This is a genomic window from Acinetobacter sp. YH12116, from assembly GCF_013418895.1.
Classification (GTDB): domain Bacteria; phylum Pseudomonadota; class Gammaproteobacteria; order Pseudomonadales; family Moraxellaceae; genus Acinetobacter; species Acinetobacter indicus.
Window position 1 is genome coordinate 1 of record NZ_VPBE01000011.1, and the last position, 25475, is coordinate 25475.

Annotated in this window: 17 protein-coding genes and 1 pseudogene; 7 read left to right on the forward strand and 11 right to left on the reverse strand. The window is 45.6% G+C overall.

Features of this window, described 5'->3' with window-relative positions:
- Nucleotides 1-199: 199 nt before the first annotated feature.
- The 4 genes from secB to rsgA form a co-directional block, all read right to left on the reverse strand.
- A complete protein-coding gene (secB, locus tag FTU54_RS08275; protein WP_005182282.1) occupies nucleotides 200-658 on the reverse strand; it encodes a protein-export chaperone SecB in 459 nt (152 codons plus the stop codon).
- Between the two features lie 40 nt (nucleotides 659-698).
- On the reverse strand, nucleotides 699-956 hold the full coding sequence (gene grxC / locus FTU54_RS08280) for a glutaredoxin 3 (RefSeq protein WP_005182284.1): 258 nt from the start codon (nucleotides 954-956) through the stop codon (nucleotides 699-701).
- 20 nt (nucleotides 957-976) lie between these two features.
- Nucleotides 977-1384 (reverse strand): rhodanese-like domain-containing protein, encoded by a 408-nt coding sequence (locus FTU54_RS08285; protein WP_005182291.1) that lies wholly within the window; start codon nucleotides 1382-1384, stop codon nucleotides 977-979.
- 96 nt (nucleotides 1385-1480) lie between these two features.
- Nucleotides 1481-2539, reverse strand: coding sequence for a small ribosomal subunit biogenesis GTPase RsgA (gene rsgA, locus FTU54_RS08290; protein ID WP_005182294.1), 1059 nt, complete (start codon nucleotides 2537-2539; stop codon nucleotides 1481-1483).
- A gap of 125 nt (nucleotides 2540-2664) precedes the next feature.
- On the opposite strand from rsgA, the gene orn reads away from it, so the two are divergent.
- From orn to FTU54_RS08325, 7 genes are all read left to right on the forward strand, one after another.
- Nucleotides 2665-3219 carry an oligoribonuclease gene (gene orn, locus FTU54_RS08295; RefSeq protein ID WP_005182297.1) on the forward strand — a complete coding sequence of 185 codons (555 nt, stop codon included), beginning with the start codon at nucleotides 2665-2667 and terminating at the stop codon, nucleotides 3217-3219.
- A 253-nt stretch (nucleotides 3220-3472) separates the two neighbouring features.
- Nucleotides 3473-4207, forward strand: a complete 735-nt coding sequence (locus FTU54_RS08300; RefSeq protein ID WP_016659546.1) for a Bax inhibitor-1/YccA family protein — start codon at nucleotides 3473-3475, stop codon at nucleotides 4205-4207.
- Between the two features lie 148 nt (nucleotides 4208-4355).
- Nucleotides 4356-5159 carry an enoyl-ACP reductase gene (locus tag FTU54_RS08305; protein WP_005182307.1) on the forward strand — a complete coding sequence of 268 codons (804 nt, stop codon included), beginning with the start codon at nucleotides 4356-4358 and terminating at the stop codon, nucleotides 5157-5159.
- A 142-nt stretch (nucleotides 5160-5301) separates the two neighbouring features.
- Nucleotides 5302-8703, forward strand: a complete 3402-nt coding sequence (locus tag FTU54_RS08310) for a type VI secretion system Vgr family protein (RefSeq protein ID WP_257222802.1) — start codon at nucleotides 5302-5304, stop codon at nucleotides 8701-8703.
- A gap of 40 nt (nucleotides 8704-8743) precedes the next feature.
- Complete coding sequence (locus FTU54_RS08315) at nucleotides 8744-13468, forward strand: RHS repeat-associated core domain-containing protein (protein WP_180046254.1); 4725 nt, start codon at nucleotides 8744-8746, stop codon at nucleotides 13466-13468.
- 6 nt (nucleotides 13469-13474) lie between these two features.
- Nucleotides 13475-14206, forward strand: a complete 732-nt coding sequence (locus FTU54_RS08320) for a tetratricopeptide repeat protein (protein WP_168383420.1) — start codon at nucleotides 13475-13477, stop codon at nucleotides 14204-14206.
- A gap of 593 nt (nucleotides 14207-14799) precedes the next feature.
- On the forward strand, nucleotides 14800-15318 hold the full coding sequence (locus FTU54_RS08325; RefSeq protein WP_075167347.1) for a tetratricopeptide repeat protein: 519 nt from the start codon (nucleotides 14800-14802) through the stop codon (nucleotides 15316-15318).
- Between the two features lie 66 nt (nucleotides 15319-15384).
- Here the strand turns inward: FTU54_RS08325 and FTU54_RS08330 are convergent.
- From FTU54_RS08330 to leuS, 7 genes and pseudogenes are all read right to left on the reverse strand, one after another.
- Nucleotides 15385-16084 (reverse strand): annotated as a pseudogene (locus FTU54_RS08330) (IS5 family transposase).
- A gap of 132 nt (nucleotides 16085-16216) precedes the next feature.
- On the reverse strand, nucleotides 16217-17635 hold the full coding sequence (locus tag FTU54_RS08335) for an efflux transporter outer membrane subunit (RefSeq protein WP_180046252.1): 1419 nt from the start codon (nucleotides 17633-17635) through the stop codon (nucleotides 16217-16219).
- 10 nt (nucleotides 17636-17645) lie between these two features.
- Nucleotides 17646-19625 carry a MacB family efflux pump subunit gene (locus tag FTU54_RS08340; protein ID WP_180046250.1) on the reverse strand — a complete coding sequence of 660 codons (1980 nt, stop codon included), beginning with the start codon at nucleotides 19623-19625 and terminating at the stop codon, nucleotides 17646-17648.
- 2 nt (nucleotides 19626-19627) lie between these two features.
- Entirely contained in the window at nucleotides 19628-20971 is a 1344-nt protein-coding gene (locus FTU54_RS08345; RefSeq protein WP_180046248.1) for a MacA family efflux pump subunit, read from the reverse strand.
- Between the two features lie 118 nt (nucleotides 20972-21089).
- The gene (holA, locus tag FTU54_RS08350; RefSeq protein ID WP_163142809.1) at nucleotides 21090-22079 is read right to left on the reverse strand and encodes a DNA polymerase III subunit delta; all 990 of its coding nucleotides are present in this window, start codon (nucleotides 22077-22079) and stop codon (nucleotides 21090-21092) included.
- Complete coding sequence (gene lptE, locus FTU54_RS08355; RefSeq protein WP_005182353.1) at nucleotides 22076-22603, reverse strand: LPS assembly lipoprotein LptE; 528 nt, start codon at nucleotides 22601-22603, stop codon at nucleotides 22076-22078. The genes holA and lptE overlap by 4 nt, the downstream gene beginning before the upstream one ends.
- 196 nt (nucleotides 22604-22799) lie before the next feature.
- On the reverse strand, nucleotides 22800-25421 hold the full coding sequence (leuS, locus tag FTU54_RS08360; protein WP_180046246.1) for a leucine--tRNA ligase: 2622 nt from the start codon (nucleotides 25419-25421) through the stop codon (nucleotides 22800-22802).
- Nucleotides 25422-25475 lie beyond the last annotated feature (54 nt).

Consider the following 25475-nt stretch of genomic DNA (forward strand, 5'->3'; position numbering starts at 1 on the left):
GTCAATAAGTTCACAAAAATGGCTAAGTGATGGGAGAGCATGTTCAAGAGTGGATTCTAAATGTTCAGATAAAGACATAAAAAAATGAGCGTATTTACATACACTCATTTTTACTACATTTTTCTAAAATTTGCTTAACTGACTGGCATTACTGCAAGTGCAGGGCTTTTTCGTGTTGGACTTAAATGCCTGAATACAATTAAGCCTGACCTTCTGCAGCAGCGGCTTGTGCGCGTTGCATGTTGGCTTCAAATTCAGCATCAAAGTTGATTGGCGTTAACAGCAATTGCGGGAAGCTGCCTTTGGTAACCATATCATTCACTGCTTCACGCAAGAACGGGAACAGGATGTTCGGGCAGTAGGCACCCAGAATATATGGCAGACGTTCTTCTTCTACGCCATCAATCAGGAAAATACCTGCTTGAGTGACATCTACAATAAATGCTGTATCACCGGCATTGTTGGCTTGAACAACAACTTTTAAAGACACTTCAAAGTGGGTTGGATCAATCTTTTCTGCAGAAGACGACAGATTGATATTCAGTTCAGGCTGCCATTCTTTGGTAAATACTTGTGCCCCTGGAACTTCAAAAGAAATATCTTTTGTATAAATACGCTCTAATGCCAATTGTGGTTGAGCTTGTTGTTGTTCACTCATTATTTATTCCTTAAAAATATGAACAGAAAATTAACTGAAATTATGACGCCAGTAAGTCATCGAGTTTGCCTTCACGCTCAAGGGCGTAAAGCTGGTCGAAACCACCAATGAACTGCTCATTAATAAAAATTTGTGGAACAGTACGATGGTTGGTGCGCTGCATCAGTTCAGTGCGGACTTCTGGTGCTTCGTTGGATAAATTGATTTCTTTATAGACAACGCCTTTACGCTCAAGAAGCTGTTTTGCACGTACGCAATATGGACATACAGTTGTTGAATAAATCGTTACTTCAGCCATTGCTAATCTCCTCAAGCGGATTATTTGCTTTTTACTAAAGGTAAGCCTTGTGCTTTCCAGTTACTGATCCCACCATCCAGACGATAGCTATCTGCGTGGCCTACCTGTTGCAGGGCAGTGCCGGCAATTTGACCTAAATTGCAGATAAATACCAATGGACGGTCAGCGGTTTTTAACTCTTCAATATGGCTTGAAATTTTGCTGTAAGGAATGTTGCGGCTGCCGCTGATATGGCCTTCACGGAAGTCTTTGGCATCACGTAAATCAATCAGCATGGCATTTTTGGCTTTCACCAGAATCCCTAAAGATTGTGGGGAAATTTTACGCCCGTTACGTTGGCCTTCCAAAATGAAGAATAAAACCACCAAAACTGCCAGTGTTCCAAACAAGAAGGGGTGATTCCCCATAAACTCGAACCAACGTTCCACAAGTCACCTAAATTACAATTTCAAAAATTGTCACAGAGTATAGCCTATAAATATGGTGATCAAAATCACCGCTTCAAGGGTCGGGCTGCAATTAAACTAATTTTTTTGCTGGGCTTCGTTGACTTCATCAATCAGACGTAAATAACTGTCGAGCCGGCGCGTTAAAATCTCACCCGCTGCCGCCGCCTGACGCAAGGCACATTGCTTTTCGTGCTTATGGGTACAGTTACGGAATTGACAGTGACCGAGCAGATTTTTAATTTCCGGAAAACCCTGCTGGATTTTTTCAGTCGTCAAATGCCACAGGCCAAATTCACGGATGCCCGGTGAGTCAATGAGCGCCGAACCTTCACCAAACGGAATTAAGCGGGTGGAGGTGGTGGTGTGCTGACCCAGGGCCGAGTTTTCTGAGATGATATTGGTTTTCTGCGCCGCTTCCGGCACGATGGCATTAATCAGGGTGCTTTTACCCACGCCAGACTGACCGACAAAGGCCACAGTTTCATTTTTTAAACGGTTGGACAGTTCGGTCAGATCTGCATCAGACTGGGTCTGCATCACTTCATAACCCAAATTGCGGTATTCTTGCAGTAAATCCAGAATCGGATCATTTTCGGTAAGTAGGTCGGATTTGTTCAGGATCAGCAGCGCTGGAATATTGGCATCGGCACAGGCCACCAGATAGCGGTCAATCAGACCCGGTGCTGGCTCTGGCAGCGGTGCAAACACAATCACAATCAATGAGATATTGGCGGCTACCGGTTTAACTTTGTGGTAACGGTCCGGGCGCGTGAGCAAAGACTGGCGCGGATGAATCGCGCTAATAATACCCAGGCCGGTATTCGGATCGGCCTGCCATTTAACCCGGTCACCGGTAACCAGTAATTCCAGGTTGGTACGGGTATGACAGCGCCAGATGCTGCCCAGTTCAATCGGTTTCCAGAACGGTTCAGGTTCACCTTCGGCCACCACGGGTTTTTCAGGATGCTGCTCCGGCACGGAGAGGGCTTGTACTTCCAGTTGGCGTCCATAATGCTGCACCACCAGACCTTCCAGATCATTGGAGCTGTCTATATCTTCCTGCCGGGTTTGCTGCTGTTTCTGAATGCGGCGTTGTTGCTGTTCAGTCAGGCGACGCTTACGAATTAAAGCCATTCATATCCTAAAAAAACCATGAAATCTGGAGTGCAAAAATAGCATGAAGCACGGGCAGAATGACACCCAAGAACACAGAAATTTGCTACTATAGCCGTTTTTAAGACGAATAAGATTGCACATTTATGAGCAGCACGCCTGATACCCGCTTAATTTGGATTGACCTGGAAATGACAGGTTTAGATACCGATAATGATCAGATTATTGAAATTGCCACCATTGTGACAGACGATCATTTAAATATTCTGGCGGAAGGTCCGGTACTGGCCGTGCATCAATCAGATCGTATTTTAAATGCCATGGATGAATGGAACACGCGTCAGCATGGTCAGTCGGGGCTAATTGAGCGTGTACGTCGCAGTAAACTGAGCGCGCAGGATGCCGAGCAGCAAACCTTGGAATTCCTGAAAAAATGGGTCAATCCAAAAACTTCGCCGATGTGCGGTAACTCGATCTGTCAGGACCGACGCTTTTTACACCGGTTAATGCCGGAGCTGGAGCAGTTCTTCCATTACCGTAATCTGGATGTATCTTCTGTTAAAGAACTGGCCAAACGCTGGCGTCCGGAAATCATGAGCGGCTTAAAGAAAAATGCCTCTCACCTGGCCATGGATGATATCCGTGACTCGATTGCCGAGCTGAAATACTATCGTGAATATTTCTTTATTATGAATAAATAAGTATCTGTTCATCATCCATCTATTTGCACTGTGGGGACGAGCGTATCCACAGCGCTTAAGAAGAGGCTTTGGGCCTCTTTTTTTATCGCTATCGTTTTATCTGCTGTTACTTCGGCGTAATTCAGAAATCACACCCGTTATAAAGATGTAATCTTTTTGGCGATTATTTAGACAGGATGCGGCTGCGCGCTTATGATAGGAGCAATGTGTATTTCAAAACCCATTTGCCGCAATGATCGGAGTAGCTTAAATCATGCAAAGTAATAACCCGATCCTGACACGCGTTGAGGTGTCGAGTGATTATGCCCAGCCGATGAGCGTGCAGGGAGCAATCCAAAAATCTGTCCTGCTGACTTTAATTGCCGCCGTGGTGGGCATCGGCCTGTTTTTCTACAGTTTCCTGACCGCCAATCTTTCTATTGCCTATGCTGGCGCAATTGTCGGTGCCATTGGCGGACTGATTCTGGCTTTGGTGGCCACCTTTAAGCCAAATACAGCGCGCACGCTGGCCATTCCCTATGCGCTGTTTGAAGGGGCCTTTCTGGGCGGGATTTCAGTGATCTTCCAGTTGCAGTTTCCGGGTGTGCCATTACAGGCCTTGCTGGCTACCTTTGTGACCACATTGGTGATGTTTGTGCTGTATCGTACTCGGGTAATTCGCGCCACTGAAAAATTTAAGGCGGTGGTGATGTCGGCCTCAATTGCGATTGCGATGGTGTTTGTGGTGCAAATCTTTCTGAGTCTGGCCTTGGGGTCGAGTATTCCTTATCTGTTTGAAAGCAACTGGCTTGGAATTGGCTTTGCAGCATTTGTGGCCGTGATTGCCTCTTTAAACCTGATTCTAGACTTTGACCTGATTGAAACCGGTGCAGCACAAGGTGCACCGAAAAGCATGGAATGGCTGAGCGCCATTGCCTTATTGGCCACCTTGGTCTGGATGTATTATTCCTTCCTGCGTTTGCTGGGCTTATTGCAAAGCAATGATTAACTTCCCGGCATTTATCGACATTAACATCGCGCAACCTTTGCGCGATTTTTATTTTCTTCGGAGGAATTGAAAAAAAGGCGCATTATGCAATTTCCGAATTGGCTCAGAATTGGCATGATACTGCAAAATCAATATGAGTGAGATTCACATGGCACAAGGACTATTAGCGGGTAAACGCTTTTTAATCGCGGGTATTGCGAGTAAATTATCCATTGCATTTGGTGTTGCTCAGGCTTTACATCGTGAAGGTGCAGAGCTGGCTTTTACCTATCCGAATGAAAAATTGAAAAAACGTGTGGATGAATTTGCAGAACAGTTCGGTTCTAAAATTGTTCTTCCTTGTGATGTTGCGGTAGATGCTGAAATTGAACAGGTCTTTGTCGATCTTGCTCAACATTGGGATGGTCTGGATGGCGTGGTGCATTCAATTGGTTTCGCACCAGCCCATACCTTAGATGGTGACTTTACTGATGTGACCGACCGTGAAGGTTTTAAAATTGCGCATGACATCAGTGCCTACAGCTTTGTTGCGATGGCGCGTGCCGCAAAACCATTATTACAGGCGCGTCAAGGCTGTTTATTAACCCTGACTTATCAGGGTTCTGAGCGTGTAATGCCAAACTACAACGTGATGGGCATGGCCAAAGCTTCGCTTGAAGCAGGGGTGCGTTATTTAGCCTCTAGCTTGGGTGCTGAAGGCATTCGTGTTAATGCCATTTCTGCCGGTCCAATCCGTACATTGGCTGCATCAGGAATTAAATCATTCCGTAAGATGTTGGATGCCAATGAAAAAATTGCCCCATTAAAACGTAATGTCACCATTGAAGAAGTGGGCAATGCCGCTTTATTCCTGTGCTCACCGTGGGCCAACGGGATTACCGGTGAAATTCTATATGTAGATGCTGGCTTTAATACTGTGGGTATGAGCGCCGCCATGATGGACGCAGAATAAGTCGGAACGTTTTAACCTGCGCCGGCTTTTTATCGGATAGTTACATATTGATAAACAAGCGGCCGGGTTGAAGCGATGTTTTATGTGGTTATTTTGTATAAAATAGCCACACTTTTTTTTAGCTATTTATTACAGAACAATGATGCCAAGCAATATATTTGCAGCACTAGAAAAATTAGGCCTCAGCCCACAAAAACGTGCCCTCCATATTCAATTTTCTCAGCCTGCCTTAAATGCCGATGTTTTTTTACAGCGCATCGAAGGTGAACACCAGCTCAATGACGGTTTACGTGCCGAACTGATCTGTCTTTCGACCAACGCCCAGATTCCGTTAAAACAGTTTATCGGCGCGCAGGTCGCCGTCGACCAGGTCACTGACCAGGGCCAGCTGTTTCGCAGCAGCGGCATCATCACCGCCGCCGCGCAAGGCCAGAGTGATGGCTCTCTCACCCTCTATAAACTTACGCTAGAAGATCCAACCGCACTCTGGCATAAACGCCGTAACAGCCGCGTGTTTATGAATAAAAGCGTGCGTGAGGTCAGTGAAATTCTGTTTAAAGAATGGCAAAACAAAAGCCCACTCTTTGCCGCCAGCCTGACCCTGGACTTAACCGGACTGACCCAGGAACTGGATGTGCGTCCTTTTATCATGCAGTCCAATGAAACCGACTATGACTTTTTGACCCGGCTCTGGCGCAGTGAAGGCATTAACTGGCTGATTGATGAAGCCCAGTTACAGGTCGTACATTCCAGCAGCCCGATACAGGCCCAGAAACTACGTCTGATTGATGACAACAGCCAGTACAGTGCTTTAAACCGCCGCAGCATCCGCTTTCATCGCTCCAGTGCCACCGAACAATTAGACAGCATCACCCAGTTGATTGCCCAGCGCAGCCTGCAACCGACTGCCGTACATCTGCAACGCTGGCAGTCAGATAGCCTGAGCCAGGAAGAAGGTGCCGGTTCAGTGCAAAGCAAACACCAGCACAGCCACAATCAGGACAATGCCAGCTTAAGCCTGGAACAAGCCTGGCAGATCAGCCCGGCCTGGATGCAGGATTTAAATGGCGAAGACCAGGCCACCGCATCCTCTAATAACCAGCTGGACAAGCTGAACCAGAACCTCAGTCACTACCACGACCTGCAATCCAAATACTTTAGTGCCCACTCCACCGTCCGTGATGCCCAGGTCGGCTACTGGTTTGAACTGAATGAACACCCGGAAATTGATCAGCACAGCGCAGCAGACAAAGAATTCTTAATCACCGGCAAACAGTTCTATAACCAGAACAACTTACCTAAAGACCTCAATCAGCAGATTAACCAGCTACTCAGCCAGAGCCACTGGCATAGCCATTTTAGTTTTCAACACGAACAACACCCGGATGAACGTCAAGGCAATACCTTAACCCTGCAACGTCGCAACATCCATACGGTACCGGAATACCACCCACTACAGCACCGACCGGCGGCTCATCCACAGCGCGCCCGGGTAGTCGGTCCTGCTGGCGAAAGCATCCATGTCGATGAATGGGGCCGAATCAAAGTCCGTTTCCTGTTTACCCGCAGTGATGACCATCAGCATGATGGCGGGGCCGGCAGTAATGACAATGACACCGATTCGGCCTGGGTCGATGTACTGACGCCTTGGGCCGGAGAAGGCTACGGGGCACGTTTCCTGCCACGGATTAATGAAATTGTGGTGATCGACTTCTTTGACGGTAACATCGACCGGCCATTTGTGGTGGGGCGTTTACATGAAGCAGAACGCTCGCCAACCCGCTTTGATACCCTAGGCCAGCTACCCGACACCAAAAAACTCAGCGGGATCCGCTCACAGGAAATTGAGGGCAGTGGTTTTAACCAGCTGCGTTTTGATGATACTCCGAAGCAGATTTCAGCCCAGCTGCAAAGTAGTCATGGCGCGACCCAACTGAACCTGGGGAACTTGAGCCATCCCAAAGCCAGCGCTGAAAGTGACGGTCGTGGTGAAGGTTTTGAACTGAGAACCGATCAGTGGGGTGCAGTCCGTGCTGGAGAAGGCTTGCTGATTTCCACCCATCCACAGGCACAGGCCGAAGGCAATCATCTCGATGCCAGTGAAGCCAAGAGCCAGCTAGAAAGCAGCTTAAACAACAGTACTGCCCTAAGTGAAGTGGCCGAAAACCAGCAGACTGACCCTTTAGAAGTTCTCGATAACTTAAAGAATTTTTTAGAGCAGATCGAACAGCAGGATGAAAGCAAAGCCGCTGCTTTTAAACAGGCACTGATGATCCTCAGCGCACCAAACTCTATTGCTTTAAGTAGCCAGCAAGATGTGCATCTCTCTGCTGATGGTCAGATCAGTCACAGTGCCGGAGAGAGTATTAACCTGAGTACGCAGCAATCTTTGATTGCCCATGCCAGCCAGAAACTGAGCCTGTTTGCAGCACAAGAGGGTGCACGTTTATATGCGGGTAAAGGCAAAGTCGAAATTCAGGCACAGGGTGATGGTGCAGATCTGATTGCCAGAAAAGGGGTGCAAATTATTTCGACGGAAGACACGGTCTATATTACCAGTCCAACCGAAATTAACCTGACCGCCGGTGGTTCACAAATCAAGATTAATGGCTCGGGGATTTTTCCAACCACGGGTGGCAAGTTTGAGGTGAAGGCGGGGCAGCATGCCTTTAATACCGGTGCCAATATAGATGCCAGCGTACAGCAATTACCTCGAGCTAAACCATTAAAAGGAACCCTGGAGCTGCTGCGTAGTTATGGAGGTCAAGACTTCTTTGAACAAAATAGCTATAAAGTGATTGATGCTTTAGGGCAGGAGTTTAGCGGTAAATTGGATGCGAATGGATTTGCTCAGGTGACGGGTATTGCTCCAGGAGCAGCAAAAATTATCTTTGACAAAGATACCCGGAGTGCCTGGGATCAGGCCAGCCACTTTGAGCGCGATTATACCTGGACAGACAAATTAAGCAGTCAGGTTAAAAGTTTGGCTCAAAATAGCTTGCAGTCTGTGAAACAGAATATGCTGTCACAGCTAAAGACAAACCTGTTATCTCCAGATACGCTGAATGCTGATGGCTTGAAGAATATGGCTAAAACTGCACTGAACCAGACTGGAAGCCAAATGCTGAGTCAGGTCCAAGGGCAAGCAAGCTCAGCTGCACTAGGAGCTGTGGCCAATCAGCTCAATATTAATTTATCGCCTGAGCAATTAAAACATACAGCGCAATTGCCACAGAATGCAATGTCCTTGATGCCAACAGGCTCTAATGGAAATACATCTTCGAGTTTGCCTCAGGATAATGATTGGGTAAGCCAAAAATATTACCAATCTGGAGGGCTGACCTATACCGAAACCACGCGGTATGGAGCATCAAAAAATCTAGTGGCTCCAGTGTTAACCCAGCAGCCAGACTTTTCTCCGGTGGAGCAACCTGCAGTTCCAGTGGCTGCAAAGTCTTCTCCAACCTCGGAAGATTTTATTTCCCAAAAGCACTATCAGGCGGGTGGGCTGAAAATTACCGAAACCTTAAGAAAGAAAACTTAAGTTGTGCCGGTATTTAAAATAAAGAACGTATGGATTAAACATGTCTACATCAACCGATCAGAATAAAAAACAAGAACAGCAAGCTGCTGTCGAATTGGCTGTATTTAATTTAAACAGTGTAACTCATCTGGAAGATCATAAACTGATTGCCCATCAGATCCAGAATTATTTGCAGGTTTGTGGTCAAACCAGTCTGATGCAAATTGAAGGCCAGGCTACAATTAAAACCGTAGCCAATATTTATGCCTTAACTGGTAGCGTATTAGATTTACTGCTTTATGTTATGGCGCCACAAACGGGCGCGGCAGCTGTACAGCGTCATGCATTACTGGCAGCCAATTTAATTGGTTTATTTGCAGAGCCCAAAAATGAAGCACATGCACGGATGGCGCTACGTCCAATGTTTGGACTTATGGCAGAGTGTTTATATCCTGCCAATACTAAAGTAAAAACAGCCGATTTACGTCGGATGGAGCTGCATCTGAATGCACGTATTGCAGGTGATCTGGAGCTTTTTTTACAGGAAACTCAGACCAAACTCACTGGCCTGCTCAAAGCAGCGGCTGATTTGGGCGGAAGTATTTTAAACAGTTTGGTCTCCTCTGGAGCTGGGGCGACCACAGCTACGGCATCTGCTGGCGCCTCAGCAGAAAAACGTGATCCTAAATTACAATTTAACAATTGGGCCAGTCCATTAATTGAATTAATCCAGGCACCAGCAGAAGCGGATGTACGACCAAAGTTAAATCCGGAACAGAGTTCATTACAGACCCTTATTCCCGAAGCCATCACTCAATTAAATACCGTTCTGCAAGAACAGGCCAATGCCGGTTTGCAATATAGTTTGGCCTGGCTGATTCAGGAAACGCTCAGCGCAATTCAGTCCGCTGAATATCAGGGCAGAGCCAGTGTACCCATCAATCAGACCGGTGAATATGAACGACATACTGAAGGTGATATTTTAGAGTTTGTTTCCTTACAAGCTGATGCGTTAAAGGAACCGCCTTGTTTGAATATGTCGCAAACCGCAGTAGCATCTGAATCTGCAACAGGTAACAGTATTAGCTATGCCATCGGCGCTGAGCGGATTAGCCATAGTGACTTTAGCTTGCCCAAAATAGGTTTTGTCTTTAGCCGGCTCTATAACTCTCAATTATCTGAGCTTGATGGTAGCAGCATGGGGGCGCGCTGGCAGATGCCTTTTTCCAATATCATTCAACAGAATGAAAAAGGTTATCTGTTTATTGATGGAAAAGGCCGCAAACTACAATTACCTGCCTCTATTATTCAGCAGGCCTATGAAGTGCCGTATGAAGGTATAACGGTACAACCCATTGAAAATAGTGATCTCGTTTTAAACTTTGGTGGAGAGTGGTCTTTTCAATTCCATCAATTTTCGACTGGACAGCCTTATCAGTTGATTCAACAATTTAATGAAAATACGCAAGAAAAAATTGTTTTAAGCTACCTTATTTTTGATGAAATTGCCTATCTACAAAGCGTTGATTTCCAATTAGCACATGCCCAACATCAATTGAAATTTGCTTTTAATGAGCAAGTTAAAATCATTGCTGTATTTGTTGATGAACAAGTTGAGCCTTTAGCGCGTTATCAATATGATACCCAAGGCAATTTAATTGAAGCTATTGATCAAAATGGTCATGTCCGAAACTATGAATACAACCATTTTCATCAACTTACACGTTATACCGATCGTACAGGGCGTGGACAAAATATTCGCTATGAATCAACCGACGCCCAAGCTAAAGCAATTGAAGAATGGGCAGATGATGGTAGTTACCATACCAAACTCAAGTGGCATCCTCGCTTACGCCAAGTTGCTGTTTATGACGCTTACGATGTCCCGACCTATTACTATTTTGATCTGAATGGATTTACCTACCGTACACGTTTAGCAGATGGGCGTGAATCGTGGTACAGCCGTGATAGTAAAAAACGTATTACCCGTCAAATTGATTTTGAAGGGCGAGAGACCCAACAAGAATACAATGATCAAGATCAACTCATCAAAATCGTACAGCCAAATGGCGGAGTAATCCGTTTTGCCTATGATGAGCAAGGCAATTTGGTCGAAACCAAAGACCCTGAAGGCAATATTTGGAAACGAGAATATGATGCCAAGGGTAATATCAGCAAAGAAATAAATCCTTTGGGGCATATCACCCAATATAAATACAACAATGACAATCAATTGATCGAAGTGATTGATGCCAAAGGCGGCAGCAAAAAAATTCAATACAATGAATTAGGACAAATGACCTCCTATACTGATTGCTCAGGCAAAAGCAGTACTTGGGAATACGATGAAGAGGGTTCGCTAACAGCTGAACAAACTGCAAATGATAAAGTCGTACAGTACCTTTACAGCACTCAAGGTCGAGACAAAGGACAACTCCAAAGTATTGTTTACCCTGATGGATTAAAAGAACATTTTGAACATGATGAAGAAGGGCGTTTACTCAAACATATTGATACTAAAGGTTTAGTGACTGAGTACCAATACAATGCCACAGGATTACTCGAACAACGCATCGATGCTAATCGACATCGCATTGGCTATCAATGGGATAAACAGGGACGCATCAAAAAACTAATCAACCAAAACCAAGCAGAATATTTATTTGATTACAATCAATATGGTTATTTGGTACGTGAACAAGCTTTTGATGGAGAAGAAAAAAACTACAGCTATCATGATGAGAGTGGCAGGTTATCTGAAATCCGACAGCCTAATATCCTGACCCAATTTGATTATTACGCAGATGGACAAATCGCATCGAAAAGCTTTACCCATTTACATACAGGAAAGAAGCAAACAGAACAATTTGATTACAATCTGAACAGTCAACTGAGCCGAGTCAGTAATGAGGTTAGCCAAATTGATTTTTATCGCAATGCCCTTGGGCAATTGGTGAGAGAGCATCAGCACTACAAAATCTCAGGGCTTCGTCCACTTACTGCGGTGTTACGTTATGAATATGACGAACTTGGTAATCTAGTTAAAACAATCCGTCCAGATGGACAGGAACAAGCCAATTTGAGTTACGGCTCAGGACATTTATATGCGATTGCCCTGAATAAACAGGACATGGTTTCATTCCAACGAGATGACTTACATCGAGAAACAACACGCCTATTGGCAAATGGACTCATCCAAACTAAACACTATAATGACGTTGGTTTACTCAGTTCACAACTGATTCAGCCTGAACAAGAAACGCAAGACTATTTACAGTACCAAGCGCATCGACATTATCATTACGACCAAAACTACCTACTAAACCAAGTTGAAGATAGCCGTTTGGGTAAGCTCAACTATCAATACGATCCAATTGGGCGCTTAATCACAACACAAAGCGCACATAAAACCGAGAGTTTTAGCTTTGATCCTGCGGGTAATTTGATCGACCCTGTATCCGCATCTAGTACGGCACAAATTAAAAACAATCTGGTCAGAAGCTATCAAGGAAAACATTACCACTACGACGCACAAGGCAATGTCATAGAGGCTAAACAAGCAGGTAAAACCCTCAAACTGACATGGGACAACCAAAATCGATTGATTCGCAGTGATCGCAATGGTCAAGTCACTGACTACGGTTATGATGTATTTGGGCGCAGACTTTATAAGAAAACGGTAGATGCGCTGACCTTGTTTGGTTGGGATGGCGATTTGATGATTTGGGAATCCCGCAAATCAGAGCAAGATAGTTTTACCAAGCACTATCTGTATGAACCGAATAGCTTTGTTCCACTGTTGCAAGCTGGATATAAAGATTTTATTCAACTGATTGAAACACCTGATTATGCTGAATATCAAAGTAAACCTTATTCGGTTTATAAAGATCCTGTATGGCGCAATGATACCCGTAAAAATCGAGTGGAGTTAGAGCAGATCACTTTTTACCATTGTGATCAAGTCGGTACGCCACAGACTATGACCAATGCAAGAGGTGAGTGTGTTTGGGAAATTACCCAAGATACTTGGGGCAGCACACTCGACATCAAAACAGTAAATCCAGACAATCCGTTTGAGCAGAGTAATCTCAGATTCCAAGGTCAATATTACGATCAAGAAACAGGACTGCACTATAATCGTTACCGATATTACGAGCCACATAGTGCAAGATATGTGAGTAAAGATCCGATTGGGTTGAATGGAGGAATGAATACTTCTGCTTATGTAAGAGATCCAACTCAATGGGTTGATCCGATGGGACTTGATTGGGCAAATGCATTCCCTCCTGGATTAATGGAGTATGGTCGAGCCAAAGCATCTGAACATAATTGGCGAATGCAAAATGATCCAGCTTATCGAAATCAGGTAATGACGCCTCCTCCACCTGTAAAAGCCGCAACACATGTGCCTTATACGACAATGACAAATGTGAATGTTGGGCTCTCAGCAATAGCGGGAGCATCGATTGGCGTTGGTGGTGGACATACTCGAGATCAATATGGAAAAGTTTTACGTTGTGCAGCTGTAACCGTGTGTGGTAGTGCTGGAGCAGAGGCAAGCGCTTATGGAAGTGGTGGACAAAGTTATACCAATAGTTCAACAAGTCAAGGATTTTCAAGTTCTGGTTCTGCTTGTGGCAGTGCAAAAGGAGCTGCTGTGATAGGTGGTGGTGTTCAAGCTTGTCAAAATACAGATGGCTCACAAACATATTCAGGGAACGTTATTGTAGGTGCTGGCGCTGGTGCAACGGGTTCAGTTTGTTATGCAGTTAATTATTGTAGGTAATCGTATATGAAGCATATTTTACTATTTTTTATTCTCGGAAGTTTAATTGCTTGTACAAATTTGAATAAACAGGACAGGTTTCCTACGCTTGAGGAAGAGTGTAAATTAGCAGGAAGTAGTAGTAAGCAGTGTGAAATTTTTAATTTAAAAGATCTATCCTTAGATGAAAAAGAGAATCTAATGGGATGGGTCTATCTAAATGGGTTAGATAATATCAAACCTAATTATGATAAAGCTTACTATTGGTTTGAAAAGGCTGCAAAAGCTAATAACCATGAAGCTATAAACTCATTAGGTATGATTTATTTTGCTGGTTTAGGAAAAGATAAGAATTTTCAGAAGGCTGAAGAGTATTTTCTAGAAGCAAATAAGTATGGTAACAAAGATGCTAAATTGAACTTAGCAGAGCTATATAGAGTTAAGGATTTTGGTCGATCACCAGATTTTGAAAAAGCAGAGAGTTGGTATTTATTAGGGGTCCAAGATAACCCTTCACGGGCATATGAGGGTTTATCAAAAATGTACTTGGATCAGGAAAACTATGAGAAAGCATTTAGTTTTTCTGAAAAAGCTGCTGAACTAGGTAATCCTGAAGCTCAATATAATTTAGGGGTTTTCTTTGAGCAAGGTGTGTATGTAAAAAAAGATAAAAATCAAGCTGAATTTTGGTATGAAAAAGCAGCTAAACAAGGACATTTAAACGCAATTAATAATTTAAATATTCTTAGGCAAAAATAAATGATGAGGCTTCATTATCATTTTTATCATAATGAAGCTTTATTTTCTGGGGTTATATGAAAAGATACTGTTTGATAGGTTTTTTAAATAAAATTATTTTCTTGTTTTTGTAATTAAAGAGAAAAGTATTAGCAGGTTTTTTTATTTCTTACCAATTATAGTCATTTATTAAAAAGTAAAATAACTGAAAACAAGGAGAAATAAATGAAAGAAATACTTTTACTAGCAATTTTATTGGGGTTAACTGGGTGTGGTGATAATGACCAAAAAAGCCATGCGCAAGAAAATATAACTCAGCATGCTGAGTAGCAGTACCAGCATTAGCTAATTATAGTTTACCTGCCTCACCATAAGCATTTTCGATGGGTGGGTAGTCTATACTAATACAAGTCCTGTCGGCGCATCTACATTATTGGATGAAGCAAAAGACCGCTGCATTAGTTATGCCTAATCCAACTCAAGTGGCAAATGTACTGAAATGAAGCGATTACAAGAACTGGGGGAGAGATATCAAAAAGAAAATCCTGTGTATTTAAATGTACCTCCGAGTTCTCAATGGTTTCCGTCAAGTTTTTAATTTTTGGAGTTAGTAAATGAAATATTCTTATTCTATCTTTTTCAGCCTATTGATGGTAAGTGGTTGTAGTAATGGTACATCAACGAATACACTTCCTGATTCAGAAAAGATTACATCAACGGAGCAAGATTCATATCAAAAAATACAGAAATATTCTGAAGCTGGCGATAAGGAAAATTATTTAAAACTTTTAGAAACGTCTGCTGAAAGTGGGGATGTAATTGCCCAAAATGAATTGGCTGGATTATATGCATTTGGTGAGGGCGTACCAAAAAGTGGAGAGAAATTTATTTATTGGTCAGAGTTAGCTGCATCTAAGGGGTCTTCACTTGCTCAACTTAATTTAGGTACAGCCTATTTTTTTGGAACTAATGGAGTAACTCAAGATTTGGTAAAAGCAGAAAAGTGGCTAACACTTGCTGCAAGTAATAATGAAGAAATTGCTAAAAGTTATTTACAGAAAATAAAAAATAATGAAATACCAGATGCATCAATACCAGATGATATAAAACTTCTTATGGAGAGTGATAAGTAGTTTGGTCTATTTACGGCTTTGTTGCACAAAGATTTGAAATGCAAAGCGCCCCTAATTGAGCCAAATTTAAGGCGTAACTTGGGTAAGTGGTCGACCTAATTCCGTAAATCTGTTGAGGACTGCTACACGTGCATGAATCTCATTCACCTGACTAGGAAAGCTTCTTGCCATTAATTTATCGCCTAATAATTTGATGCAATGCATCTTGGTTTCCACCAAACTGCGGCGATGATAGCCTGACCATTTTTTCTATAGTGTCCTGCCTAAACGTTTAACTGTTCGAAGTAATTCATTTCGCGCTAGCGAGCTACTCTTTGTATCTTTCCATGGTTTCGCATTTTTTCTAGGTGGAATCACTGCATGCGCTTGCCGATCTGCAATGACCTGACGGCATTGCTTGGTATCATAAGCTCCATCGGTATAAACAGAGTCAATCTGCTCATCTTGTGGAATCTGATCGAGTAAATCACCAAGCACCTGTGAATCACTGACATTATTGGTTGTGAGCTGAATAGCACGTATTTGCAGGGTTTTAGCATCTATACCAATATGTAATTTACGCCATTGGCGACGATATTCAGGTCCATGTTTCTTGCGTTTCCATTCGCCCTCACCCAGAAACTTCATGCCTGTAGAGTCTATGAGTAGATGCAGCCCATCGCGTAGCAGGATCAAACCAAATGGCAATATTTCCGCGACTCATGAGTGCTCGGTTATATGCGGGCCAATTGGTTGTACGGTAGATTTTGTGTGTAGGCTTCTTCATTTGAAAATTATATCGCTGAAAAAGCCTTTACAGATAGGTTTGTGCAACAAAGCCCATGAAATACTACACTCTAAGATTTTTACATCTTGAATTTAAAAAAGCCCCTTAGGGCTTTTTAATTTTTAATCAAATTTAAGGCAACTGCTGAATTGGACTCCCACCCAACGCTTGTAACAAGGTCACATAAGCATTGTATTGGCTCTGACGGGTTTGTACCAAAGACAAACGGGCATTACGCGTGGTTTCCTGTGCATCTAACAGATTTTTTAACGCCACTGCGCCGTTACGATAACGAACTTCAGTCAACCGTTCAGACTTTTCCGCCAGTTCGACATTACGTGCCTGTAAAGCAAGCTGCTTATCCAGCTCATTACGTGCCGATAATGCATTTTCCACATCTGCAAAGGCGGCATATAGGGTCTGGCGATACTCTAAAATCGCTTTTTCATATTCCAGTTCGTTGACCTGTAAATCGCGTTTCATGTCATTCCATTGTAAAAATGGCAGACTTAATCCTGCACCCAAGGTCAAGGCCGGATTTTGCAATGCACTGCTTAGTGAGGTAGAGGCGACTACACCGCTAGAGAGCGCACCGGTCAAGCTGATCGATGGATAATAGCTGGCCCGATTGGCATCTTTATTGGCCAGGGCTTTACGCAGGCGTAACTCGGCAGCCTGTAAGTCCGGACGACGCGCCAATAATTCTGCAGGTAAACCGGCACTAATCTCCGGCAGAGCCGTGCGTGGTAAACGCGGCGGTTCCTGAATATTCAGCTGCTGCACCGGCATGTTTAATAAAACCGCCAAGGCTGTCCGGGTTTCTACACGCTGCTGCTCAATCTGGCTTAAGGTTGATTTCTGGTTTTGTACCGACTGTTCTGCCTGGGTTACATCCAGACCCGATACCGCGCCAGCCCGATACTGTACTTGTACCAGTTCATAGGTTTTTTGTGCGGTCGCCAGGTTTTGCTGGACCACCTGATAACGTTCATTTAAATAGCCCAGCTGCCAATACAGCTCTGCTGCTGTACCAATCAAACTCTGTGCTGTGGCCTGTAAATCCTGCTCGGTGGCTAAGGCTTCCCAGCGCGCAGCTTCGGTCTGGTTGGCCAGTTTGCCAAATAAATCCAGTTCATAACTCAAGCGTGGATAGCCCAGAGAAATTCCGGTCGAGGCATTACCATCGCCATCCAGACTAAAACGGTGCCCGGTTGAAATGCTGGCATCTCCAATCCGGATCCCTTGCTGGCTTTGAGACTGTCCCGCCTGTAGACGAGCCTGTTGCAGGTTAATCCCCGCAACTGCCAGATCGCTATTGCGCGTCAAGGTTTGTTCAACCAGGGCATTCAGCTGGGCATCCTTAAACAGCGTCCACCACTGATCGGCCTGAACCTGGGCATGCACCTGCTGGCTAACCGCTTTACTGTTCTGGAAACTGCCTGGAATAGTCACAGCGGGTGCCTGATATGGGGTTTTCACCACCGCCGCACAGCCGACCAGGCTGCTGCTCAATAGCAAGGCGGTTGCAAGTTTACTGAAATTCAATTGCATGAAAGTATCCTTATTCTCGAGACAGGGCATCGACGGGATTTAAACGGGCAGCGTTACGGGCAGGAATAAAGCCAAACACAATCCCGATCAGGCTGGAACAGATAAAGGCTGCCACAATGGAGGTGGTCGAGTAAGCCATTTGGAAAGTCCCGCCGGCGAACTGGGTAATCAGTTGTCCAATCCCTAAAGATAAGAGCACCCCGAGAATACCACCTAAAATACAGACCAGTACGGCTTCAATCAGGAACTGCTGCAAGATGTCACTTTGTCGGGCACCCACCGCCATACGAACGCCGATTTCCTGCGTCCGCTCTGTAACCGATACCAGCATGATGTTCATCACCCCGATACCACCCACCACCAGAGAAATCACGGCAATGGCTGAAATCAGCAGGGTCATCGTCGCAGTGGTCTGCTGGATGGTTTCCCGAATACTGTCGGCATTCTGGGTAAAGACATCCTGCGCACCGTGGCGTTGGACCAGCAGGCTTAAAATTGCATTTTCTGCGGTGGCACTTGGATATTCATCTTTAATCCGGACAATGATGCTGCGCACATGCGATTGCCCCAGCATCCGGCTTAAAACGGTGGAGTAGGGCAGATAGACATTCAGGCTATCCGCATTACCGCCCATGCCTTGCTGGGCATCGACCACCCCAATGATCCGACTGGGTACGCTCCCCAGTAAAATCACCTGACCTACCGGGTTAGAGCCGTCACTAAAGAAAGTCTTTTGGGTGTTGGTATCAATCACCACGTCTTGGGCTTGAGTGCGGACACTGCTCCGGTCAAAAGGTTGACCGCTGTTAAAATCCAGACCGCGTACATAGAAGAAGTCTTCACTCACACCATTCACGGTGGTCGAGGCTTCAATTTCCTTAAAGCGTCCGGTCACGCTGGTATTCACCGACGGGCTGACCCCATCGACATAGGGCTGTTCCGCCAGCGCATCGGCATCTGCGGGAATCAGGGTTCTGACCTGAGAGGAACGTGAATTGTCCCCGAAGCCCCGGCCCTGATACACGGTGATGGTATTGGTACCCAGACTGCTGATGTTTTCCAGAATCTGTTTTTGTGAACCATTGCCGAGTGCGACCACCGAAACCACCGAGGCAATCCCGATAATAATCCCGAGCATGGTCAGGAAGGTCCGCATCCGGTGTGCATTCATGGCCAGTAAGGCCATACGAAAGGCTTCCCCTAGGCGGTCCACCGCAGAACGCCAGGACGAAATTTTCTTTTGTGTATTGCGTTGCAGTTGCTGTTTTTCTAGGGGCGCGCCTTCGGTTTCCGGCGTATTCGGCTGATCGGAAATAATATTCCCATCACTGATTTCAATAATCCGGCTGGCGCTTTTGGCGACATTGTGGTCATGGGTGACCAGAATAATGGTATGACCTTGGGCATTCAGCTCGCGCAGAATCCGCATCACCTCGATGCCGCTATTTTTATCCAGCGCACCGGTTGGTTCATCGGCCAGAATCACATCGCCGCCATTCATCAGTGCACGGGCAATCGAAACACGCTGTTGCTGACCACCGGAAAGCTGGCTCGGACGGTTCTGGGTTTTCTCGCCCAGACCCAAATCGGTCAGCAGTTTTTCTGCACGTTGATGACGTTCATCGGTATCGGCACCAGCATAGATCGCGGGAACTTCAACGTTACCAGCAGCATTCAAATCACCGAGTAAGTGATAACGCTGGAAAATAAAACCAAAATATTCACGGCGTAACTGCGCCAGTTCATCGGGTTCCAGTTCACGGGTTTCACGGCCATTGACGCGGTAGCTGCCCGAGGTCGGTTTATCCAGACAGCCTAAAATATTCATCAGAGTCGATTTACCCGAACCGGACTGACCGACAATTGCGACCAGTTCACCGGGGTAAATCGCCAGATCGACACCCTTGAGAATCTGCACCGTTGATTCACCTGCCGGGAATTCACGAGTCAGATTCTTGACCTCGAGTAGAGGTTGCTGTTGTTGACTCATGCTTACATTCTCATTGGGCCGGAAGGACCACCACGGTTACTACGTTTGGCGCCATCGTTTGAAGTATCTGAACCATCGGCAATAATGACCTGATCACCTTCTTTCAAACCTTTGATGATTTCAACGCTAACCCGGTTATTTAAGCCAGTCAGGACCTGTTGCGGTTTGGCGCTGCCATCGGCCTGTAAGACACGTACCATTGCCAGTGCAGCTTTGCCTTGATCAATCAGGGCACGTTCCTGTTCGGTCAGGGTTAAGCGCGCAGGACGGTCATCGGCCGGGCGTTGACCACGAGCTTCAGATGCACCGCGTTCAGCCGGCGCCTGATCTGCACCCGGGGCACGGCTACGCTGTGGACGGTTAGAGGCCTGAATGGCTGCCGCTGGAATCATCAGGACATTTTTCGCTTCATCCAGCACAATTGACACCTGTGCGGTCATGTCAATACGCAACTTGCCATCTTCATTCGGAACATCAAACAGGGCGTTGTAATACACCGCAGAGCTTGAAGTAGAGGAACTGTTACTGGTTTCGGTGTTAATTGAATTCGGTGCCGGTTCAACCTGACGCAAGGTGGCGTAGTGTTTTTTCTCACTGTTGCCCAAGGTGGTGAAGTACACACGCTGGCCTTCTTCCACTTTCATAACGTCGGCTTCAGAAATCTCCGATTTTACGGTCATGGTGTCGAGCTTGGCTAGTTTGACAATGGTCGGCGCACTCTGGTTGGCGTTTACAGTCTGACCTTCTTCCGTAACAATCGCCACGACCGTACCATCCATGGGTGCAACAATACGAGTATAGCCTAAATCTTCACGTGTGGTGGCTAAAGTTAAGCGGGACTGTTCAATCTGGGCATTAATGGCAGCAATATCGGCCTGTGCGGTTTTGTAGCTGGCCAGTGCGGCTTCCAGTTCTGCACGTGAGGTCGCATCCTGGTCATACATGGCCTGTTGTCGGCGATATTCAGCTTCGACTTTGGCAAGATTGGCCTGACGCACCGCCAGTTGAGCCTGTTGGTTTTTAATGCTGGCTTCTGCGGTTTTTAATTCGTTTTCCTGACGTACCGAATCAATCTGGGCAATCAGCTGGCCCTGTTTGACCTGATCGCCGAGTTCAACATACATTTTTCTGACCTGTCCCGACACCTGGGCGCCGACACTGACCATTTTGGTGGCTTCAAGGACACCGGTGGCCAGTACTGAATTTTCAATATCGCCACGGCTGACGGCAGCGGTAATGTACTGTGGCTGTTCCTGTTTAGGTTTTAAAAAGAACCAGGCTGCAGCAATAAGTGCCACAATGGCCAACGCAGCAAGCGCGAGTTTGGTTGGTTTTATTTTAGGCATGATCATCGAAACAGGTAAAAAGAATTAAACGGAATTATAAAAGCGAATTAAGGATAAATCGTGAATATTTTGAAGACATTGCAAATGATAATTATTCTATGCAGGTCTGAATATCCGGTTAAACAGCAAATAAAGGCCGACCACAGAGACTGGCAATGGCTTGCTGCACCAGCTGTTCCGGGTTGTCCTGACTGACGCCTTTAATAGCCGCATCAATATTTAATAACAGCGCTGGCCAGCTTAAAAACGTCTGTGGCGATAAACGGCGTACCGCCTGCTGATAAGTGCTGACCTTGTTTTTCCAGATCCCCAGTTGCAAGGCATTCTGTGGTTGCTCGAACAGTTGCATCAGAAGTCGCATTTCCTTGCTGATACTCCATAAGATCAGGCTCATCGGCTCGCCAGAGGCAGTCAGATACTGAAAAATCTTGATAGATTGAGCCAGATTTCCGGCTAAAAGGGCATCGCTTAAATCATAAGTGGTATAGCGTGACTGGTCTTGCAGGCAGGCATATAAATGCTCAATCTGAATCTGTTCAAGGTCCGGAAATGTATCGCGCACCCGCATCAAGCTATTTTTGGCCGCCAGCAAGTTGTGTTCATGATGCTGTTCCAGCCATTGCCAGGCATCATTGGCCAGTTGAATCCCGAGTTTCTGCGCTTCAACTGCTAAAATCTGCTGACGATCGCGTGGGTAATTTGCCGTTAAGGCGACGCAAACGCCATTGGCCTCCACCGTCTGGAAAAAGCTTGACTTGAGGCTACTGGCATCCTGCTTGGGCATGACCACCAGCAGCAGGTTATTGCTGTCTTGTTGTAAGTAGTTTTTCAGCAGTTTTAAGCTGCTGGCATCGGGCTTGATGTTACCATGCACTTCAACCGCCAGTTGGGTGGAAAATAAAGACAGGCTGTTTAAGGCATTAAAGACATTTTTCCAGTCACTGACGCTGCTAATATCATAGCGCTGACGTTCAATGTCCTGCTTCTGCCAGCTTTGGCGAAAAGCATCAATCAGGTTTTGTTCTAGTAATGGTTCCTGACCATGCAGCACCCAGGCCCCCCGGGCATCATCAATCCGTTTCAGGGCCTGTAAGTAATCCAGTTTCATGGTGCAGCAGTTTGGCTGGTCGATGCGGCAGGTAAGCGGTTTGATGAAATCTGACGCACAATTTGCTGAGCCACGTCATCAATGATCACATCACGCAGGAATTTCTGTTCCTGATCATCGGTGTTCACTGTTGCGACATCATATTGATAGCTTCGGGTGGCGACTACGGTACGCGGTTCAGTTACCGGATTGCCTTGTGCATCTTCAATACGGAAAGTCACATTTAAACGCAGCATGGTTTCGACCAGCTTGCCATTTAATTCCAGACGGCGCGGGCTATAGTCGAGTACCCGCAGCAGATAGGCATCATTGCTATTGCTGAGCTGGACACCGGCGGCACCCAAATAAATCGACAGTTTTTCCTGTAATTCTTCCGCTTGGGCAGGCAGCGCCAGACGCATTTTCGAATAGGCCACCGGGGCGACGGTTGGGTTGGTGCCTTTCAGATGAAAACCACAACCGACCAGGCTAGTAGCTAAACCGCATGTAAGTACAATAGCTGCGACACGTTTGCCCAAATGCATGTGTTGTCCTCTGTGTTGGCCTGAATCAAGCGAAAAATAAAATGAGATTTTGATTGTATGTGCAAAGCCCGTTGACTGGCAACGGGCTTTGTGTTTTTTAAGCCTCCCTTTCTTGCGCTTCGATCTAAAGCGGTGCTTTATCTCTTGCTCAGGGAGGCTTTTCCCCTCTTTTTTAAAGAGGGGGTAGGGGAGATTCTTAAACCACCAAATTCACTAACTTATTCGGCACCACAATTTCTTTCTTGGTTGGGCCAGTCAAGAATTGTTGCACTTCAGGCAATGCTTTTGCTTGTGCCAAAATGTCATCTTTCGATGCATCCACAGACACTTCTAATTTGCCACGAAGCTTACCGTTCACCTGAACCACGATGGTTTGGGTATTACGGGTTAACGCAGATTCATCAACGATTGGGAATTGAGCAGAGGTTAACTCAATGCCAAACTGCGCCAATAAAGTCTGGCTTAAGTGTGGGGCAAATGGTGCAAGTAAAGTTAACAGCGTGGTGATGGATTCACGTGCAACCGCCACGTCATTGTCATCTTTCACTTCAAACTTGTTGTTTGCGTTTAGAAGTTCCATCATCGCTGCAATAGCAGTGTTAAAGGCATGACGACGTTCGATGTCATCACCCACTTTTTGGATGGTTTCATGGGTTTTACGACGTAAGTCTTGCGCTGCTGTAGAAAGCGCAGCTTTGTCGATGTTTGATGCATTGTTGCCTTGTTCAAGGAAACCAGTTGCCAAACGCCATACACGTTTCAGGAAGCGGTTTGCACCTTCAACACCAGCATCAGACCATTCAAGAGATTGATCAGGAGGGGCTGCAAACATCATGAATACACGAGCCGTATCTGCGCCGTATTGGTCAATAATCGCTTGCGGGTCGATCCCGTTATTTTTCGATTTCGACATTTTTTCTTGGCCGCCAACAATGACGTCTTGACCATCACCTTTGTATTTCGCAGACGTGATACGACCTTTTTCGTCTTTTTCAAGTTCGATGTCGGCAGGGTTGAACCAAGTTTTCTTACCTGATTCAGACTCGCGGTAATAAGTATCGGCAAGTACCATACCTTGTGTTAACAAGTTGGTGAATGGTTCGTTGCCTTGTACCACGCCTTCGTCACGCATCAATTTGTGGAAGAAACGTGCATATAACAAGTGCAGAATCGCGTGTTCCACACCACCGATGTATTGGTTCACAGGCAACCAGGTTTGACCCGCTTCAGGTTTCACCATGCCATCTGTAAAGTCTGGAGAAGCATAACGTGCATAGTACCAAGAAGATTCTACGAAGGTATCCAATGTATCTGTTTCACGACGTGCGTCGCCACCACAGCATGGACATTTGGTTTCGTAGAACTCAGGCATTTTATTGAGTGGGTTACCTGAACCATCAGGCACAACATTAGTCGGAAGTACAACCGGAAGTTGATCTTCAGGCACTGGCACTTGACCACACGTGTCACAGTTGATCATTGGAATTGGACAACCCCAATAACGCTGACGAGATACACCCCAGTCGCGTAAACGGAATTGAACTTTGACATTGGCAAGACCTTGTGGTTCAAGTTTTGCCAAGAATGCATCAAATGCACCCTGGAAGTCTAAACCGTCAAATTCACCTGAATTGACCAATTTACCTTCTTTAGAGCCGTACCATTCTTGCCACTGAGTTGCGTCAAATTCCGCATCATCTGCGCCTTTGGCATCAATCACTTGTTTGATGGTGAGGCCATATTTATTGGCAAATTCGAAGTCACGTTCATCGTGTGAAGGCACTGCCATCACCGCACCTGAACCGTATGACATCAGCACATAGTTCGCGATCCAAACCGGAACTTCTTCACCTGTCACAGGGTGTTTTACAGAAAGACCTGTTGCCATGCCTTTCTTCTCAGCAGTCGCAAGATCAGCTTCTGCAACTGAACCCATACGGCATTCTTCGATAAATGCAGCAAGTTCAGGGTTGTTTTCAGCTGCTTTAAGCGCCATTGGGTGCTCTGCTGCAACTGCAACATAAGTCACGCCCATTAAGGTGTCAGCACGCGTTGTGAAGACTGTTAAACCATCTGCATACACGTCAGGATTTGCTGAAGGGAAGGTAATTTCCATACCCTGTGAGCGACCAATCCAGTTACGTTGCATGGTTAATACTTGTTGTGGCCAACCATCTTTCAGCGTGTCTAGGTCGTCCAGTAATTCTTGCGCATAGTCAGTAATGCGGAAGTAGTACATTGGAATATCACGTTTTTCAACCAATGCACCTGAACGCCAGCCACGACCATTTTCAACCTGTTCGTTGGCAAGTACGGTTTGATCCACTGGATCCCAGTTCACCGTTGAAAGTTTACGGTAGATCAGACCTTTTTTATAAAGCTGAACAAATAACCATTGTTCCCAGCGATAGTATTCTGGTGTACAGGTTGCAAATTCACGATCCCAGTCAATCGATAGACCAAGTTTTTTCAACTGATTACGCATGTAATCAATGTTTTCAAAAGTCCATTTTGCTGGTGCAACCTGGTGTGCAATGGCTGCGTTTTCAGCAGGCAGACCGAAGGCATCCCAACCCATTGGTTGCAGTACGGTTTCGCCTTTTAAGCGGTGGAAACGGCTGATCACGTCACCAATCGTATAGTTACGCACATGACCCATATGCAGTTTGCCACTTGGGTAAGGGAACATCGAGAGGATATAACGACGTGGACCTTCTACAGTGTCGGCAACTTTAAAGGCTTTGCGAGTTTCCCAGTCGCTTTGGACTTGAGGTTCAATCGCACTGGCTTGATATTCAGGGTCAATATGAGTAGTCATAAACGGATTAATGAATTACGGTTAAAAGTTTGTTGCACAGCATAGCGCAAAATG